Genomic DNA, 16,388 nt, shown 5'->3' with positions numbered 1-16,388 from the left:
TCCTTCTGTCGTCCGCCGCGTCAGGCCGCGACGTCGAAGACGACGACCCGGGCGGACGCGTCGCCGAGATAGGTCGCCACCGGCTGGTGCGACGGGTGGGGGAGGTAGGCGTCGCGGGCGGCGGCGTCGCGGAAGCGGACCACGAGCATCCAGTCGAAGCCGGCCTCGAGCTGCTCGGGGCTGACGCTCTCACCAGCCGACACCGACAGCACGCCGTCGATGCCGGTCAGGTGCTCGGTCGACAAGCGTGACGCCTCCTCGGCCACGTCGGCCGGCGCCCCCTCGGCCCACTCGACCAGCACCACGTGCACGATCTCGTCCGTGTCGGTCATCCGCGAACCCTCCAGTCGACGCTGCCACGAGAAGCGGCAGGTCACCTGATCCTGACACGGGCACCGGCCGGGCGGTCGGCCCGGGCCACCACCGCCACCACGCGCGAACGCAGGAGGCGCGGGTCACGCGACCCGCGCCTCCTGCGTCCGGTCGACGCGGCCTAGCGGCGGACGGCGTCGATCTTCAGCATGCGTGCGATGACCGAGTCGAGCTGGCTGTCGTCGAAGATCTTCTTCCAGTCGTCCTTGACGATCGACTCGCGGCCGTAGCCCATCGCGATGTGGCAGGCGTCGCTGAACGGGTTCGAGCCGCGCAGGCCGTTGGTCAGGGCGATCCAGGTGTGGCCGTAGAGCATCGCCCGAGCCGCCTCGTAGGGCACCCCGACGCCGTCGACGGTCTCTTCGAGCGCCTCCTTCAAGAACGCACCGATCATGCAGGCCATCGTCTCGACCAGCGTCGGCTCGAGCACGGCCAGCTGCTTCACCGTCACGTAGTGCACGGCGATGACGGGCGCGTAGATCGTCGAGATGACCTGCGTCATCAGCTCGCGGACGGGCGAGTCGTCGGCCACGCCCTCGAGCGCCGCGACGACCTCCTGCGGAGCGGCCACGCCACCGAACGTGTCGGCCCACTCCTCTTTCGTGGTCCGCTCGAGGAACACGCTGGGGTGGCAGGGGTGCGCCACCGCGTAGTGGATGTCCTCGCGCACGGCGAGCAGGCCCGCGTAGGCGGCCGCCGGGTCGAGGGTCAAGATGACGGCGCCGCTCTTCATCGCCGGGACGACCTGCTCGGACACCTTGCCGAGCACCACGTCGGGCACGGCCAGGATGACCACGTCGGCGTCCGCCACGGCCACGTCGGTCGCGGTGACCGTGCGGCCGAGCGACTCGATCAGCTCGACGCCGGCGGGCGACGCCTCGCTGTAGAGGGTCGTGTAGGCGCTCTTGGCGAGGTTGTTCGAGACCCGCTGGCCCATCTTGCCGCCGGCGCCGATGACGGCGACGGTGACGTCGGACGAGCCCTGGCCGTCGGCGTAGGTGACGGTGCTCTCGGGGGCGGTCGTGTCGAGGGTGTCAGTCATTGTTCTTGCTCCTTAGTTCAGAGATGGTTCGTGTCGTCCACTCGGCTTCGAGCCGCGTGGTGGTCTCGGGGTCGCCCTGCCAGGGCAGCCAGTGCTCGACGACCTGGTTGACGCTCGTCGCGCCTCCGTCGCGCTCGTCGAGCGCCGCCCGGATGCCGTCGTAGTCGAGTCGTCCCTCGCCGAGCGGGGTGCTGGTCAGGGCGAACCCCACCCAGCCGTCCTTCCGCGAGAACGCGAAGTCCTTCACGTGCCAGTTCGCGACGAACGGCAGGCAGCGGGCCGTCACGTCCGCCGGGTGCTCGAGGTTCGCCACGGTGTTCGCCGGGTCGAGCACGATGCCGAGCCGCGGGCTGCCGACCGCACGCACGACGGCCACGAGCTCGGTCGACCCGACCTGCTCGTAGGTCTCGAGGGCGAGGGTGACCCCCGCCTCCTCGTACTCGGGCAGCACCTCGCGCAGCCGGCGCTCGGTCTCGGCCGCGTCGGGACGGTCGTCGCCCGCCGTCCACATGCTGCGGACCAGGGAGGCGCGGAGCGCGACCGCGAGTCGCAGCCACGTCCGCAAGACGGTCGGCCCGGTGCCCCGGGTGCCGAGTTCGAGCGTCAGCCCGAGCTCGTCGGCCAGGCCCCGCAGCTCGGCGAGCTGCTCGTCGGAGTAGCCGGTCAGGGCCTCGTGGTCGCAGATCTGGAACAACCGGACGCCCTGCGCGGCCGTGTCGCGCAGCATGTCGTCGAGCGTCATCGGCCCCGGGACCAGGTCGCTGCCGCGCCAGAAGTAGGCGTAGGTGCTGAGGCCGATCACGAGGTCACCCGGTCTCGCGGCACGGCGGTGTCGGCGGTGGCCGTCGTGGCGGCCGAGCCGGCCAGCGTCTCGTCGAGCGCCAGCGCCTCGTCGAGGATGCGCTCCACGGCGGAGGCGTCGTGGGCGAAGCGGCCGAGGAACAGCCCTCGCACCCGACCATCCAGCCCGGTCAGCAGCCCCGGACCGGCGCTGCCGCCGTAGATGACCCGGCTGCCCGCGCGATCGGGCAGGCCGGCGAGGTGCTCCTCGACCGCCGCGACCACCGCGGTGATGTGGCCGGCGGACGCCGGGACCGGGGCGCCGATCGCCCACAGGGGCTCGTAGGCGACGAGCAGCGCACCCGTCAGCCCGGCCTCGTCGGCCGCGGCCAGGGCCAGGTCGAGCTGCTGCGTCACCTCGAGCGCCGCGAGGGCGGGCGACGTCTCGTCGGCCTCGCCCACGCAGAGCAGCGGGGTGATGCCGTGGCGCAGCGCCGCGGCCGTCTTGGCCGCGACGACCGCATCGTCCTCGTGGAAGAGCGCGCGGCGTTCGGCGTGGCCCATCTCGGCGAGGGTGCAGCCGATCTCGGCCAGCTCGGCGCCGCTGACCTCGCCGGTGAAGGCCCCGGCGTCGTCGGTCGCGAGGTCTTGGGCACCGAGGCGGACCGGGGTGCCGGCCAGCGCCTCCTGCACGGGGACGAGCGACGGGAACGTCGGCACGACGAACAGCTCGACCACGCCCTGCCGCACCGCGGGGTGGCGCCGCGCGATCTCGGCGATCTCGGTGCTCCACTCGAGGGTCCTCGCGTGCGAGAAGTACATCTTGAGGCTCACCCCGATCGTGAAGCGGGCCGAGGGGGGCCGGACGGGTGCGGTCGCCACGTCGGTCACGCCGCGTCGATGCCGACGGGCTCGCCCGAGCCGTCGTAGCCGCAGATCGCCGCGACCTTCTCGGCCGAGGCGCTCGAGGTGTCGAAGCGGTAGGTGAGGAACTCCTTCGCCAGGCGGCGCATGAGCTCGACGCCGATCACGCGCTGGCCCATGCAGAGCACCTGCGCGTCGTTCGACAGCACGGCGCGCTCGACCGAGAACGTGTCGTGCGCGGTCACCGCCCGGATGCCGGGCACCTTGTTGGCCGCGATGGCGACGCCGAGCCCGGTGCCGCAGATGAGGATCGCCCGGTCGGCGCGGCCGTCGGCGACCATGCGGGCCGCCTCGACGGCGACGTGCGGGTAGGCGGTGTGGCCGTCGGCGGCGACCCCGACGTCGGCGACGCTCGCGACCCCGTCGTTCGCCTCGAGGTCGCTCTTGAGGATCTCTTTGTAGTCGTACCCGGCGTCGTCCGATCCGACGACGATGCGCAGCTGGTCAGCCATGGTGGTGCCTTTCGTGGAGGGTGGGGAGGAGGGGGTCACGCGGCCGGCTGCGGCGCGAGGACGCGTCCGACGGCTCGCGTGATGAGCCCGAGCGAGGTGGCGCCGGCGTCGGGCGTGCCGAGGCTCTTCTCGGCGTGGGGCCGGGCGCGGCCCATCTTGGGCAGCAGGTCGGCCGTCGCCGAGGCCGCCGTCACGGCGACCTCGGCCGCCGTGGCCCAGGCCGTGGCGAGGTCGGCCCCGTCGTCGACCGCGGCGGTGAGCGCCGCGTCGAAGGGGACGAGCACGTCGACCATGGTCTTGTCGCCGACCGTGGCGCCGAACTCGAGGATCGCCTCGGTCGCGGCCGAGACGCCTCGGGCCACGGAGGCGCGGTCGGGGGCCGCCTCGTCGCCCACGGCCGCTCCGAGGCTCGCGAGGGCGGCACCCCAGAGGGCGCCGGAGGTGCCACCGGCGCGGTCGGACCAGGCGTCGCCGGCGAGGTCGAGGACGGTGCCCGCCCCCGCACCGGCGAGCACGGCCTCACGAGCCGCGGCGACGGCGGCGTGGACCCCGCGCTGCATGCCGATGCCGTGGTCGCCGTCCCCGGCGACGGCGTCGATGCGTCCGAGCTCGTCGACGTTCTCCTCGACGGTGGCCCGAACCGCCTCGAGGGCGGCGAGCACGAGGTGGGCGGACTGCTGCGACGCGGGGGTCGCGGGCGGGATCGTGATCGCGACCCGCGCCTCCTGCTCGGCGTCGTCGGCCCGCAGCGCGGTGTCGACGGAGCCCTTCTTGTAGGCGGGTGCGTCGACGGGGGCCGCCCAGAGGCGCTCGAGTTCGTCGTCGAGCCAGAACAGGGTCAGTGAGACGCCGGCCATATCGAAGCTCGTGACGAGCTCGCCGACCTCGGGCTCGACGACCTCGACGCCCGCCTCGCGCAGCAGGGCGTCGACCCGGGCGTAGACGACGAAGAGCTCTTCGTACTTGACCGAACCGAGCCCGTTGAGCAGCACGGCGACGCGCCCGCCGCGCGCCTCGTCGACGCCGTCGGGCAGTTCGTCGGTCGCGAGCAGCGACTCGACGAGCAGCTCGGCGAGGCCGTCGGCCGTGGGGACGTCGGTCTCGCCGATGCCCGGTTCGCCGTGGATGCCCATGCCCACGGCCATGCGGCCCTCGGGCACGGTGAAGAGCGGTTCGTCGGCGCCGGGCAGCGAGCAGCCCGAGAACGCCACGCCGACGCTGCGGGTGCGCTCGTTCGCCTTGACGGCGACGCGGACGACGTCGTCGAGGTCGGCGCCCTCTTCTGCCGCGGCCGCGGCCGACTTAAAGACGGTGAGGTCGCCCGCGATGCCACGACGCTTGTGCTTCTCGGCGATCGACGCGCTCGAGATGTCGTCGGTGACGACGACCGTGCGCGTCTCGACGCCCTCGTCGATGAGCTTCTGCTGGGCCTTGTCGAAGTTCAGGACGTCACCGGCGTAGTTGCCGTAGCTGAGCAGGACGCCGCCGCCGTTCTGGGCGGACTTGGCGACGGACCGCACCTGCTGCCACGAGGGCGACGCGAAGAGGTTGCCGAGGGCGGCGCCGTGGGCCAGGCCCTGGCCGACGAGCCCGCCGAAGGCCGGGTAGTGACCGGAGCCGCCACCGACGACGAGGGCGACGCTGCCGGGGGTCGAGCGGGTCGCCCGGACCACGCCGCCGTGCACCCGTCGCACCCAGCGCTGGTTGGCGGCCACGAAGCCGTCGATCATCTCGTCGGCGAAGTCGCCCGGATCGTTGAAGAGGCGTGTCATGAGAACTCCAGGAGGCGGTGGTCCGGTCGACGGCGCGACGGCACGGCGACGGGGCGAAGAGGGGGGCGGGGCCCGGGTCGGTGATCGTCCGGGCCCCGCGGGGGTGGGGTGTGACCGTCGGTCAGTCGAGCCCGGCGGTGGCGGCGAGGTCGGCCTGCTCGCGGGGGCTGAGGGTGCCCTCGGGCTTCTTCATCCGGCTGAGGGCGATCATCAGCGCGGCCGACAGCAGCATGAAGAACCCGACGATGAACATCGGCGCCCTGTAGTCGCCGGTGACGTCGGTGACGAGTCCCGTGATGTACGGCGCGCTGAAGCCGGCGAGGTTGCCGACGGTGTTGATCAGCGCGATGCCCGCGGCCGCCGCGACCCCGGTCAGGAACTGCGTGGGCAGGGTCCAGAAGTTGGGCAGGGCCGCGAAGATCGCCATGGCGGTGACGGCGATCACCGCGATGGTGAGGGCGGGGGACTGGGCGTAGAGCGCGAGCGGGATGCTCACGCCGCCGACGACCGCGGGGATGACGATGTGCCAGGTCTTGAGGCCACGACGCGAGGCGTCACGCGACCAGAAGTACAGCGCCAGGGCGGCGGGGACGTAGGGGATGGCCGTGATGAAGCCGCGCTGGGTGACGGTGAACTCGGTGCCGAACTGCTCCTGGAAGCCGCCGATGATGGTGGGCAAGAAGAACGCGAGTGCGTAGAGGCCGTAGATGAAGCCGAAGTAGATGAACGAGAGCATCCAGACGCGGCCGTTCTTGAAGACGACGCCGAGGCCGGGGTGCTTGCCGGTGGTCGAGACGGCGCCCGTCTTGGTCGAGGCCTCCTTCACCAGGGCCTGGGTGAGCCAGACCTGCTCCTCTTTGGTGAGCCACTTGGCGTCCGCGGGCTTGTCCTTGAGGTAGAACCAGGCGACGATGCCGACGACGATCGCGGGGATGGCGACGCCCATGAACATGAAGCGCCAGCCCTCGAGGCCGAAGAAGACCCCGTCGTGGCTGATCAGCCAGCCGGCGAGCGGGGCGCCGATGACGGTGGTGAGGGGCTGCGCCAGGTAGAAGAGGGCGAGGATCTTGCTGCGGTGGGCGGCCGGCACCCAGAGGCTCAGGAAGAGGATCGCGCCGGGGAAGAACCCGGCCTCCATGACGCCGAGCAGGAAGCGCAGGGCGACGAGCTGCTCGAAGTTCTGCACCCAGGTGAAGAGCAACGCCACGATGCCCCAGGTCACCATGATGCGGGCGAGCCACTTGCGGGCGCCGAACTTGTGCAGGGCGAGGTTCGAGGGCACCTCGAGCAGGATGTAGCCGATGAAGAACACGCCCGAGGCGAAGCCGAACTGGGCGGCCGACAGGGCGAGGTCGGACTCCATGCCGTTCGGGGCGGCGAAGCCGATGGCGGTGCGGTCGAGGTAGTTGATGAAGAACATCAACGCCACGAACGGGACGAGCCGGACGGCGACCTTCTTGATCGCGGACTTCTCGACCGCGCTCTGTGGCGCGGACGTTCGGGTTGTGGTGTCCACATCGACTCCTTCGGATCTAACGACGTTGTTGGATGACGCCTTCGACCGATGCCGGTGGCGCGCAGGGACCATCGTGCCTTTTCCGTCCATATCTGTCAACCGGTTGACCAATTGAGCGATGCAGAGGGGCGGCGAGCTCGACGGCGACGGCAGCACCACGGGCCCCGCTGACTAAGCTCGCACCGTGCCGGCATACCCAGAGAGCGACCCCACGAGCCTCGATCTCGAGCTCGAGATGGTCCCGCGCGGCACCGCGGTCAGCGAGGTCGTCAAGCAGCTCGTGGCCCTCTTGACCGCCGGCGAACTCACCCCGGGGTCGCGCCTCCCGCCCGAGCGGCAGCTCGCCGAGCGCCTGGGCGTCGGCCGGTCGGCCGTCCGCGAAGCCCTGGCCGCGCTCGAGATCCTCGGCATCGTCACGGTGCGGCCGGGCTCGGGCACCTACCTGCGCGACCAGACCTCTGAACTGCTGCCGACCACGCTCAGCTGGGGACTCATGCTGAACGCGGCGCGTACGCGAGAACTCATCGAGGTGCGCGGCGGACTCGAGATCCAGGCCGCGGCCTACGCGGCCGAGCGCGCCACCGACGCCGACGTCGAGAAGCTGCGCGGCTTCGTCGAGGTGATGGCGGACTCGCTCGAGGACATCGACGCGTTCCTCCAGGCCGACATCCGGTTCCACCTGCAGATCGCCGTCAGTGCCGACAACGTCGTGCTCAAGGACCTGCTGCAGAGCACCCGGTCGCTGCTGCGGCTGTGGGTCGAGCGGGGGCTGACCGAGAAGGACCAGGCCGAGGCCGCCTACCGAGAGCACCGGGCCGTCTTCCGGGCGATCGAGGCGCGCGACCCCGACGCCGCGCTCGCGGCGATGCGCGACCACATGGCCACCGCCGCCGACCGGGTCCGGAGCGCGACGGTCGCCTAGGCCGGGCCGACGGTCCGACGCGCGAGTCTCGGCGGTTGCGCGAGCACGCGGGGACGCAGGAGGCGCGGGTCACGTGACCCGCGCCTCCTGCGTCTTGTGGTGGTGGCGGTGCGACCCGTCCGGTCAGCCGCGGCCGGTCAGCCGCGCCCCGTCAGCCGCGGCGGCGGAGGGCGCGGTGCGCGAGGCCGGCGACGGCGGCACCGACCAGGGGTGCCACGAAGAAGACCCAGAGCTGCGCGAGGGCGTCGGGGCCGCCGTAGAGAGCCGCCGCGAACGAGCGGGCCGGGTTCACCGACGTGTTGCTCACCGGGATGCTGATCAGGTGGATCAGCGTCAGCGTGAGTCCGATCGCGAGCGGCGCCAGCGCCTTGTACTCGTTCTTGGCGGTGACCGAGAGGATGACCCCGACGAAGACGGCGGTCAGCACGATCTCGGTGACGAGCACGGCTCCGAGGCCGAACCCGCCGGGCGACGAGGCGCCGAAGCCGTTCGACGCGAAGCCCGAGTCACGGGCCGCGGCGAAGTAGCCGGCGGGGCCGTCGGCGGCGACGAGTGCGACGACGCTCGACCCGGCGGCGGCACCGACGAGCTGCGCGACGACGTAGCCGGGCACGCTCGACCACGGGGTGCGACCGGCCAGGGCGAAGCCGACCGTCACGGCCGGGTTGAAGTGGCCGCCCGAGATGTGGCCGACGGCGTAGATGCCCGCCATGACGCTGAGCCCGAACGCGAAGGCCACGCCGAGGAAGCCCACGCCGAGCACGTTGCCCTCGTCGGGGAAGGACGAGGCGAAGACGGCCGTGCCGACGCCGCCGAGCACGAGGAGGAAGGTGCCGAACGCCTCGGAGGCGTAGCGCGCGAGCGGCGTGTACGTCTCGGCGTGCTGGGTGCGCTGCTCTTTGGTGGTCCGGCTGGCGGAGGGGGTGCGGGGCATGGCGGTTCTCTCGTGTGTGGTGGGTGTCGTGAGTGTCGGGGAGACGGACTAGTCGTCGGACGAGGTGAGGTTCTTCACCGTGTCGACGGGGACCGGCGGTACGCCGCGCTTCACGCCGCGCAGGCCCGCGGCGACGAGCACCGCGGTGACGACGGCGAAGACGGCGAAGACGATCAGGGCGGCGGCCCAGAGGGGCACGGCCAGCGCGAGCAGGGCGACGGCGGTGCCGGCCAGGAGGATCACGGTCACGATCGCGAGGACGGCCCCGACGGCGAGCATCACGACGCCGGATCGGGCGTCGCGGGCGCGGCCGGCGATCTCGTCGCGGGCCGAGCTCAGCTCGGCACGGACGGCCTTCACGAAGGGCTCGATGGCCCGGGTGCCCAGCTGGTCGCGGAACCGACCGGCGAATCCGGCCTCGCCCTGCTTCTCGTCGGCTGTGCTCATGGTGGTCCTTCTCTCGCTGAGGCCACTCGGGGCGGTGGCCGGGGATCGCTGTGCCGCGATGCGGACACACCATTCGGACGCGTGCGGTGCCCCACCCGTCATCGACCTCCAGCGAGCTTCCAGCCTCGGTCCGCCGAGCACTCGCGAACCGGCCAGGCGGGGGACAACGCGGGGGCGCCGGGCGCCGCGGGTCAGTCGGCCAGGCGGCCGCGGAGCTCGATGGCGATCTCGGAGGCGTCGAGGTTGGCGAGGGCGTCCGCGAGGACGTCCGCGTCGAACAGGCCGTTGTCGCGGGCGTCGAGCAGGGCCTCGCGCTGAGCCGCGAGCATCGCCAGGGTGTGGGCCATCGAGGCGTCGAAGCCCTCTTTCGAGCGGTCCGCCGTGCGGGGGTCGGGGCCGGGCACCGCGTCGGCGCTCTCGCGCATCAGCTCGAAGATCTTCGTGCGCTCGGACTCGTTCTGCGCGTGCTCCGCGGCCTCGTCGACGGGCGGCGAGAGACGCCGCAGCAGCGGGCCGATCGTGCCGCCCTGCAGCAGCAGCGACAGCGCCGCCACCGCGAACGCGATCAGCACCAGCACCGGGCGCTGCGGGGTGTCCTCTGGCAGGGTCTGCGCCGCCGCGACCGTCACCGCCCCGCGCATGCCCGCCCAGACGACCGCCGTGCCGTCGCGCCAGCCGAGCGGCTGCCGCAGGAAGTACTCGATGTCGGCCAGGCCCTGCGTCACGCGCCGCGTGAACTGGTCGAGCGTGCGCTGCGAGGGGGTGCGCGCGGTGCGGGTGCGCGGGGCCCGGGTGCGCGGGGAGCGGTCACCTTGCGAACCGCGGCGGGACCCGCGGCGCGGGGTGCGAGGTGACCCGTCGACCGGCGCGACCTGCTCGTCGTCGTCAGCCGCGCCTCCTCGGATCGCGTCGTCGGCGACGCCGGCCTCGAGCTGCTGGGGGGCTCCTCGACCCCGCCGGTTGAGCTCGGCGAACGAACCACCGGCGCCCTCGGCCTGGATCTGCTCCTTCATGCTCTGCACCCGCGGCTGCATCGCTTCGGCGTGGCGGGCGCGCGCCGACAGCACCCGCAGCAGCGGCGCGACGTACGCCGCCCGCACGACGATCGTCAGCACGAGCGCGCCGACCGCGATCAGCAGGGCCGGCAGCACCCCGGCGTGGTCCTCTTGCACGTCGGTGACGATCGACCGGATCTGCAACCCCATGGTGAGGAAGACCGCGCCCTCGAGCACCAGCTCGACCGTCCGCCAGTTCTGCGAGTCGGACAGCCGGTTCTGCGGCGACAGCTCGCGCGGTGCCCGGAACCCCGTGACCAGGCCGGCGACGACCGCCGCGACGAGGCCCGACGCCCCCACGGCGCTCGCCGGCAGCGACGCGACGAACGGCACCGCGAACGAGATAACCGTGTTGACGGTCGAGTCGGTCACCCTCCGCCGGACGGCCAGGTTGGCCGCACCGACGACCAGGCCGATCACCAGCGCGACGACGACCGAGTAGGCGAACGTGCCGAGCGCGCCCCAGAACGAGAAGGAGGCGGCAGTCGCCACGATCGCGGTGCGCAACAGCACCAGCGCGGTCGCGTCGTTGAGCAGGCTCTCGCCGTCGAGCATGGCGACGACCCGCTTCGACACCGACGTCTGCTTGACGATCGACGTCGCGACCGCGTCGGTCGGGCTGATCACGGCACCGAGCGCGACGCCCCAGGCGAACCCCAGGTCGGGCAGGACGAGCTGGAAGAACACGCCGAGCACCAGCGCGGTCGCCACGACGAGCACCACCGACAGGCCGCTGATCGCCCCGAACTCGCGGCGGAAGTTCATCGCCGGCATCGAGACCGCCGACGAGTAGAGCAGCGGCGGCAGCACGCCCGCCAGGATCAGCTCGGGGTCGATCTCGACCGACGCGAACACCGGCAAGAAGCTCGCCGCGACCCCGACGGCCACGAGCAGCAGGGGAGCGGCCACGCCGAGCCGCGGGCCGACGACCGTCGCCGCCGCGATCACCACGAAGCCCGTGACGAGCAGGACGAGCAGCTCGGCGATCTCCATCAGACGTCGAGCAGGACGCGCATCGCTTGGATCAGGGCCCGGTTGCCGGCGCGGAGGGCGGCGACCTCGGCCTCGAGGGCGCCGACGCGGGTGCCGGCGGGTGCCGGGGCGGGGGGTGCCTCTGCGGCGGGTGCGACTCGTTCTGGTGCGGCGGGTTCGGGCTCGGGTGCGTCGATCGGCACGGGAGCGGCTGCGGGCTCGGGCTGCGGCTCGGGTTCGCTCTCGGGTGTCGGCTCGGAAGCGGGTTCGGGTGCCGGCTCGGGCTCGGGCTCAGGGGCAGGGTCGGACTCCGCCCAGGGGTCGCGCTCGGGTTCGTTCGCAGGCTCGAGTTCGCCCGCGGGCTCCGGAGCTGCGGCTGATTGCGGTGCCTCGGCGGGCTCGTCGTCCGTCGGGGACTCGACCCGCGCCTCCTTGGTGGTCTTGACGACCTGGGAGAACTTGGGGCGGGGCTTCCGCTGCGCCTTCGGGGACTCGGGTGACGCCTCGTCGACCCAGTCGCTGAGGGTCTGGCGCGGGACGCTGAACTCTTCGGCGACGACCGTCAGGACGTTGCGGTCGGTGGGGTTGGTCATCCGCCGCTGCAGCACGCGGGCCGTCGCGGCCTCTCGCGTCGCGTCGTCGTACCACTCGTCGAAAGGCATGCTGAGAGTCTAGGGACGCCCGCCCCCTCCGTTTCAGCCCTCGGTGAGGGCCGCCGCGTAGGCGCGGACCGACCGGTGGTAGCGCGGCAGGGTCGGCTCGACGGCCTCGATCGCCACCCGCAGGGCCTCGTCGGGGCGGCCGGCACTGTGCAGGGCGAGCGCGAGGAAGACCCTGGGGGCGGCTCCGGTGGCGGGGTGCACGGGGGCGTCGCGCAGCATCGTGATCGCCTCGTCGACGCGGCCGAGGTTGCGCAGCGTCGAGGCGTGCTGCACCACCATGCGGGCGGCCCGGTCGGGGTCGGCGGCGTCGAGGCCCGCCTCGGTCGCGGCGGCGTAGTGGACGTGGGCCTCGGCCTCGCGTCCGCCCGAGTCGTGGGCGCCGCCGAGCTCGAACTCGCCCAGCGCGGGGTGCGGGGCGGCGGCGGCCAGCGCCGTCATGTGCTCGATGCGCTGCTCGTCGCCGACGGTCTCGTCGGCCCAGAGGGCGGCGACGCGGTCTTCCCACTCGGCGGTGCTCATCCGGTCACGCTAGCGCGGAGGGCACGCCTCGGGGTGCGGCTGCTCCTGGCGCAGCCCGGTCACGAGCAGCGTGATCATCCGGCGCGCGTCGTAGTCGGGGTCGCGCGGGCTGAACGCCACGAGGTCGCCGATCGCGCGCAGCAGCTGGTACGCCGTCGCGGGCGCGACGATCTCGCCCGACGTGCGCGCCGCCTCCATCAGGTCCGAGAGCACCGGCACGAGCCGCTCGACGAACAGGCCGTGCAGCGACGAGAACTCGGCCGCTTCGCCGTCCCACACCCGACCGAGCCCGTGCTTCGTGTCGAGGAAGTCCACGAAGAGGTGCACCCAGTCGAGCACCGCGTCGAACGGCGACTCCGCAGAGGCCAGCAGCTCGGGCCCGGCCTCGGCACAGGCGTCGATCTGGTGCCGGTAGACGGCCACGACGAGGTCGGACCTCGTCGCGAAGTGCCGGTACAACGTCGCGACCCCCACGCCGGCGGCCGCGGCCACCTCGCGCACCGGGGCGTCCACCCCTGAGGTCGCGAACACGGCACCGGCCGCGTCGAGCAGGGCCTGCTGGTTGCGTTCGACGTCGCGACGCCGGGGTCGCGTAGTCGACGGAGCCGACGGAGCCGGGGGAGCCGGGGGAGCCGGGGGAGGCGCGGGGTCGGAGGCGGTCACCCCGCGATCATCCCATGGCGGCGCTCGAAACGAAACCGCGTTCCACTTGGTCTTGCGGAACGGATTGCCGTTCCGTATCGTGACGGAACGGCGCTCCGTTTCGGGCGTCGCACCACCGATCCGAGAGGCCGACATGCCGACCGTCCCATCCGCCACCGCCACGAACACTGCCACCGCGCCCGACACCGCACCCGTCCCGATCCACAGCGTCCGCCCCGTCGTGCTGCCCGCGCCCTCCCGCGGCGACGACCTGCAGGTGCGCGTCTCCGCCCCCGCCACGGGCACCGACCTGCCGGTCATCGTCTTCGCCCACGGCTACGCGCAGTCGATGACCGACTACGACCCGCTCGTCGACCACTGGACCGCGAACGGCTTCGTCGTCGTCCAGCCCACCTTCCTCGACTCGGCCAAGCTCGGCCTGGCACCCGACGACGCGCGCACCCCGACGATCTGGCAGACCCGGGTCGACGACCTCGTGCGCGTGCTCGACGAACTCGACGCGCTCGTCGCGGCCCTGCCGGGTCTCGCCGGGCGGGTCGACCTCGGGCGGATCGCGGCCGCGGGCCACTCGTGGGGCGGGCAGACGGTCGGCATGCTGCTCGGCGCCCGCGTCGTGGGCCCCGACGGCCGGCCGGGGGCGAGTCGTCGCGACGACCGGGTGACGGCCGGCGTCCTGCTCGCCACGACGGGACTCGGCGAAGACGACCTGACCCCGTTCGCCGCCGAGCACTTCTCCTTCATGAGCCCCGACTTCGACGAGCTGACCGTGCCGTCGATCGTCGTCGCCGGCGACCACGACCAGTCTGCCCTGTCGACCCGCGGCCCGGACTGGTTCACCGACGTCCACCACCTGAGCCCGGGCTCGCGCCACCTGGTCACGCTGGTCGGCGGCGAGCACAGCCTCGGCGGCATCCACGCCTACGGCTCGGCGAGCACCACCGACGAGAGCCCCGCGCGCGTCGACGCCGTCCGGCGCACGACGACGGCCTTCCTGCAGGAGGCGCTGGGCACCCGCCCGGGAGCCTGGGCGTCCGCGGCGGCCTCGGTCGACCCCGACGTCGCCCGCGTCGAGTCGAAGGAGGCGGCGACGCTCCGTCGCGTCGACGGCTCTCGTCCGGACCGGTCGCGGCGCTGACGACGGGCGCCTCGAGGGGGTGACCCGCGCCTCCCGGGGCCGTCCGCGTCAGCGGCCGGTCGAGGCGCGCAGCGTGTCGGACGGGCGCTCGCCGAAGCGTGCCGCGTAGGCCGCGGCGAAACGGCCGTGGTGGGTGAAGCCCCACCGGGCCGAGACGGCGGTGACGTTCGCCCCGCCCGGTGCGGCCGCCACGAGGTCGTCACGCACCCGCTCGAGCCGCAGCCGGCGCAGGTAGGCCGTCGGGGTCGTGTCGAGCGACGCCCGGAACCCCTCTTGCAGGCTGCGGACGCTCGTGGCGGTCGCCGCCGCGAGGTCGGCGACGCTCCAGTCGCGGGCGGGGTCGTCGCGCAGCAGGTCGACCGCCTGCGAGACCGCCCCGGCACCCGCCGCCGGCACGGGTGCCCGCAGCGCTTCGAAGTGGTTGTGCCCCTGCGAGAAGAGCAAGGCCTGCACGAGCGACCGCTCGAGGTGCCGCACGGCCAGCGGGTGCTGCAGCACCCCGTCCACGTGCCGGGACGCCTCGTCCACGACACGCACCGCCTGCAGCACGAGCTGCCCGCCCGCCGTCAGGTCGAGCTCGGGGTCGAACTCGACGGGAGCCAGCGAGGTCGACTCGAGCAGGCTCTCGATCTCTCGCTGCACCTCGACGCGGGGGATTATCAGGGCGACCTGCGCGAAGCCGTCGCCGCAGTCGAGGTCGACCGGTCGGCCCGGCATGAAGACGGCGGCCGACCGCCGCCTCGCCTCGACCGGGCGCCCGCCGGCGGCGCACAGGGCGGCCCGACCGGCCGTCGGGATGTCGACGTGGTAGTTGTCGGGCTCGGACGTCCGGATGCGGACGGCCCGGTCGAACCGCATGTAGCCCAGGGTCAACCGGCCCGTGCTCAGGGCGTTCAGCTCGAGGCCGAGTCGGCCCGAGGCGCCCGCGGTCGGGAACTCGACGGGCAGGAAGGCCTCGCCGAGCACCCGTCGCGCGTCGTCGACGCCGCGGCACGTCGCCACGCGATGTGCCGCGAACACCTCCGGGTCGTCCACGCTCATGGGCCGACACTACCGAGCGCCGGGGCCGTCACCCGACACCCGCCCGCGCGAATCGGACGGGACGCCGCGCCGGGCGGATGGCGGTCGACACCGGGGGCTGCCACCGTGGAGGTCCGCCGATGCTCACCATCTCGGCGACGAACGGTGGCCCCACCCGTCGGGGGGAGGGGCCACCGTTTTCTCGTGGGCGGGCAGGTGCGGGCGGCGTCCCGGGTGGGCGACCCGCGCCTCCTCGTCCCCCGGTCAGGCCGGGGTCGTCGAGCCGACGCGCGTCGCGAGCACGTCGCGCACGGTCGTCCAGCGGGCGGGCGCGTAGCGGGCGCCGTCGACGTGACGCAGCTGCGCGTCACCGCTGAACATGTTGACGAAGTACTGCATGCCCTGCCACGCGGGGAAGGTGTCGTCGTCGTCCTTCGAGGTGCGCCGCATGACCGCCGCCATCGCCGAAAGCGTGCCGGTCGTGCCGGCCCACTGCGGCTTGAACGGCGTGCCCGTGAGCTCGCTCATCGTGCGGGCGACCTGACGGGCGGTCACCCGGTCGCCGGCGACCTCGACCACGCGCGGCGCCTCGGGGTCGAGCGCGACCCCGGCGACGACGTGGGCGACGTCGTCCTTGGTCGTGAAGTCGAGCACCTGGTCGGCCGACGACCAGAACAGCACGCGCTTCCGGTCGAAGAGCACCATCGGCGCGTCCCCGGTCAGCAGGTCGGTGAACATGCCGTTGAGCACCGACGTCGCCCGGATCGGCGCCGCGTCGAGCACTCCGGCGAACTCGCGCCGCAGCTCGAAGTTGCGGTTGCTGCCCGGCGGGATGCTGCGGTAGTCGGCCGAGTAGTCCGACGGCACGAACCGCGGCACGCCCGCCGCGACGGCCGCCGTCAGCAGCGCCCGCTGCGCGTCGACGATCACCGGGCGGACTCCGCTGACGGCCGACACCACCACGTCGGCCCCGCGCGCGGCCTCGGTCAGGGCCGGCACGTCCGCGTAGGAGGCGCGGGTCACCTCGACCCGGTCGTCGTCACCGAACAGCGTGGTCGTGTCGGTGCTGCCGGGGCGGGTCAGGACGCGCAGGCGCACGTCGTCGGGGGCGTCGCGGCGGGACAGCAGCTCGCGGGCGATGCGCTGCCCGAGGTCGCCGGTCGCGCCGGCGAGGAGGACGGTGGTGGTCATGGGAGGGGCT

17 protein-coding genes are annotated in these 16,388 nt (G+C 73.1%); 2 read left to right on the top strand and 15 right to left on the bottom strand.

Features of this window, described 5'->3' with window-relative positions; translation table 11 throughout:
• Positions 1 to 20 precede the first annotated feature (20 nt).
• The 7 genes from ITJ55_RS13810 to ITJ55_RS13780 form a co-directional block, all read right to left on the bottom strand.
• Positions 21 to 332 carry a Dabb family protein gene (locus tag ITJ55_RS13810; RefSeq protein WP_194595909.1) on the bottom strand — a complete coding sequence of 104 codons (312 nt, stop codon included), beginning with the start codon at positions 330 to 332 and terminating at the stop codon, positions 21 to 23.
• A 161-nt stretch (positions 333 to 493) separates the two neighbouring features.
• A complete protein-coding gene (locus ITJ55_RS13805; protein WP_194595908.1) occupies positions 494 to 1,414 on the bottom strand; it encodes a phosphogluconate dehydrogenase C-terminal domain-containing protein in 921 nt (306 codons plus the stop codon).
• A complete protein-coding gene (locus ITJ55_RS13800) occupies positions 1,407 to 2,216 on the bottom strand; it encodes a sugar phosphate isomerase/epimerase family protein (RefSeq protein ID WP_370544180.1) in 810 nt (269 codons plus the stop codon). Before ITJ55_RS13800 ends, ITJ55_RS13805 begins: the two co-directional genes overlap by 8 nt.
• On the bottom strand, positions 2,213 to 3,085 hold the full coding sequence (locus ITJ55_RS13795) for a triose-phosphate isomerase (protein WP_370544179.1): 873 nt from the start codon (positions 3,083 to 3,085) through the stop codon (positions 2,213 to 2,215). The genes ITJ55_RS13800 and ITJ55_RS13795 overlap by 4 nt, the downstream gene beginning before the upstream one ends.
• Entirely contained in the window at positions 3,082 to 3,570 is a 489-nt protein-coding gene (locus ITJ55_RS13790) for a ribose-5-phosphate isomerase (RefSeq protein ID WP_194595907.1), read from the bottom strand. Before ITJ55_RS13790 ends, ITJ55_RS13795 begins: the two co-directional genes overlap by 4 nt.
• A 35-nt stretch (positions 3,571 to 3,605) precedes the next feature.
• Entirely contained in the window at positions 3,606 to 5,342 is a 1,737-nt protein-coding gene (locus tag ITJ55_RS13785; RefSeq protein ID WP_194595906.1) for a dihydroxyacetone kinase family protein, read from the bottom strand.
• Positions 5,343 to 5,463: 121 nt separating this feature from the next.
• Positions 5,464 to 6,858: an MFS transporter gene (locus tag ITJ55_RS13780; protein WP_370544178.1), complete on the bottom strand. Its 1,395-nt coding sequence runs from the start codon at positions 6,856 to 6,858 to the stop codon at positions 5,464 to 5,466.
• A 184-nt stretch (positions 6,859 to 7,042) separates the two neighbouring features.
• On the opposite strand from ITJ55_RS13780, the gene ITJ55_RS13775 reads away from it, so the two are divergent.
• The gene (locus ITJ55_RS13775) at positions 7,043 to 7,780 is read left to right on the top strand and encodes a FadR/GntR family transcriptional regulator (RefSeq protein WP_370544177.1); all 738 of its coding nucleotides are present in this window, start codon (positions 7,043 to 7,045) and stop codon (positions 7,778 to 7,780) included.
• A gap of 151 nt (positions 7,781 to 7,931) precedes the next feature.
• On the opposite strand, the gene aqpZ is transcribed toward ITJ55_RS13775, so the two are convergent.
• The 6 genes from aqpZ to ITJ55_RS13745 form a co-directional block, all read right to left on the bottom strand.
• On the bottom strand, positions 7,932 to 8,714 hold the full coding sequence (gene aqpZ, locus ITJ55_RS13770; protein WP_194595904.1) for an aquaporin Z: 783 nt from the start codon (positions 8,712 to 8,714) through the stop codon (positions 7,932 to 7,934).
• A gap of 48 nt (positions 8,715 to 8,762) precedes the next feature.
• Complete coding sequence (locus ITJ55_RS13765; protein WP_056260301.1) at positions 8,763 to 9,161, bottom strand: phage holin family protein; 399 nt, start codon at positions 9,159 to 9,161, stop codon at positions 8,763 to 8,765.
• 191 nt (positions 9,162 to 9,352) lie between these two features.
• A complete protein-coding gene (locus tag ITJ55_RS13760; RefSeq protein ID WP_194595903.1) occupies positions 9,353 to 11,209 on the bottom strand; it encodes a sodium:proton antiporter in 1,857 nt (618 codons plus the stop codon).
• Positions 11,209 to 11,850, bottom strand: a complete 642-nt coding sequence (locus ITJ55_RS13755; protein WP_194595902.1) for a hypothetical protein — start codon at positions 11,848 to 11,850, stop codon at positions 11,209 to 11,211. The genes ITJ55_RS13760 and ITJ55_RS13755 overlap by 1 nt, the downstream gene beginning before the upstream one ends.
• A gap of 33 nt (positions 11,851 to 11,883) precedes the next feature.
• A complete protein-coding gene (locus ITJ55_RS13750) occupies positions 11,884 to 12,369 on the bottom strand; it encodes a tetratricopeptide repeat protein (protein ID WP_194595901.1) in 486 nt (161 codons plus the stop codon).
• Positions 12,370 to 12,378: 9 nt separating this feature from the next.
• Positions 12,379 to 13,032, bottom strand: coding sequence for a TetR/AcrR family transcriptional regulator (locus ITJ55_RS13745; protein ID WP_370544176.1), 654 nt, complete (start codon positions 13,030 to 13,032; stop codon positions 12,379 to 12,381).
• 133 nt (positions 13,033 to 13,165) lie between these two features.
• Between ITJ55_RS13745 and ITJ55_RS13740 the strand changes: the two genes are divergently transcribed.
• Complete coding sequence (locus ITJ55_RS13740) at positions 13,166 to 14,167, top strand: chlorophyllase (protein ID WP_194595899.1); 1,002 nt, start codon at positions 13,166 to 13,168, stop codon at positions 14,165 to 14,167.
• 48 nt (positions 14,168 to 14,215) lie between these two features.
• Here ITJ55_RS13740 and ITJ55_RS13735 read toward each other — a convergent pair whose 3' ends face one another.
• A complete protein-coding gene (locus ITJ55_RS13735) occupies positions 14,216 to 15,208 on the bottom strand; it encodes a helix-turn-helix domain-containing protein (RefSeq protein WP_194595898.1) in 993 nt (330 codons plus the stop codon).
• Positions 15,209 to 15,451: 243 nt separating this feature from the next.
• On the bottom strand, positions 15,452 to 16,378 hold the full coding sequence (locus tag ITJ55_RS13730; protein ID WP_194595897.1) for an NmrA family NAD(P)-binding protein: 927 nt from the start codon (positions 16,376 to 16,378) through the stop codon (positions 15,452 to 15,454).
• Between the last annotated feature and the right edge of the window lie 10 nt (positions 16,379 to 16,388).

Origin of the sequence: Frigoribacterium sp. VKM Ac-1396 (genome assembly GCF_015350895.1) — a bacterium.
GTDB lineage: Bacteria > Actinomycetota > Actinomycetes > Actinomycetales > Microbacteriaceae > Frigoribacterium.
The sequence above is the reverse complement of the archived record's forward strand: the minus strand, read 5'-3'. Positions and strand labels throughout refer to the sequence as shown.

Bases quoted from the DNA above. Each gene is read 5' to 3' on its own strand.
- ITJ55_RS13810 (WP_194595909.1), bottom strand. From the start codon at position 332: ATGACCGACACGGACGAGATCGTGCACGTGGTGCTGGTCGAGTGGGCC.
- ITJ55_RS13805 (WP_194595908.1), bottom strand. From the start codon at position 1,414: ATGACTGACACCCTCGACACGACCGCCCCCGAGAGCACCGTCACCTAC.
- ITJ55_RS13790 (WP_194595907.1), bottom strand. From the start codon at position 3,570: ATGGCTGACCAGCTGCGCATCGTCGTCGGATCGGACGACGCCGGGTAC.
- ITJ55_RS13785 (WP_194595906.1), bottom strand. From the start codon at position 5,342: ATGACACGCCTCTTCAACGATCCGGGCGACTTCGCCGACGAGATGATC.
- aqpZ (WP_194595904.1), bottom strand. From the start codon at position 8,714: ATGCCCCGCACCCCCTCCGCCAGCCGGACCACCAAAGAGCAGCGCACC.
- ITJ55_RS13765 (WP_056260301.1), bottom strand. From the start codon at position 9,161: ATGAGCACAGCCGACGAGAAGCAGGGCGAGGCCGGATTCGCCGGTCGG.
- ITJ55_RS13760 (WP_194595903.1), bottom strand. From the start codon at position 11,209: ATGGAGATCGCCGAGCTGCTCGTCCTGCTCGTCACGGGCTTCGTGGTG.
- ITJ55_RS13755 (WP_194595902.1), bottom strand. From the start codon at position 11,850: ATGCCTTTCGACGAGTGGTACGACGACGCGACGCGAGAGGCCGCGACG.
- ITJ55_RS13750 (WP_194595901.1), bottom strand. From the start codon at position 12,369: ATGAGCACCGCCGAGTGGGAAGACCGCGTCGCCGCCCTCTGGGCCGAC.
- ITJ55_RS13740 (WP_194595899.1), top strand. From the start codon at position 13,166: ATGCCGACCGTCCCATCCGCCACCGCCACGAACACTGCCACCGCGCCC.
- ITJ55_RS13735 (WP_194595898.1), bottom strand. From the start codon at position 15,208: ATGAGCGTGGACGACCCGGAGGTGTTCGCGGCACATCGCGTGGCGACG.
- ITJ55_RS13730 (WP_194595897.1), bottom strand. From the start codon at position 16,378: ATGACCACCACCGTCCTCCTCGCCGGCGCGACCGGCGACCTCGGGCAG.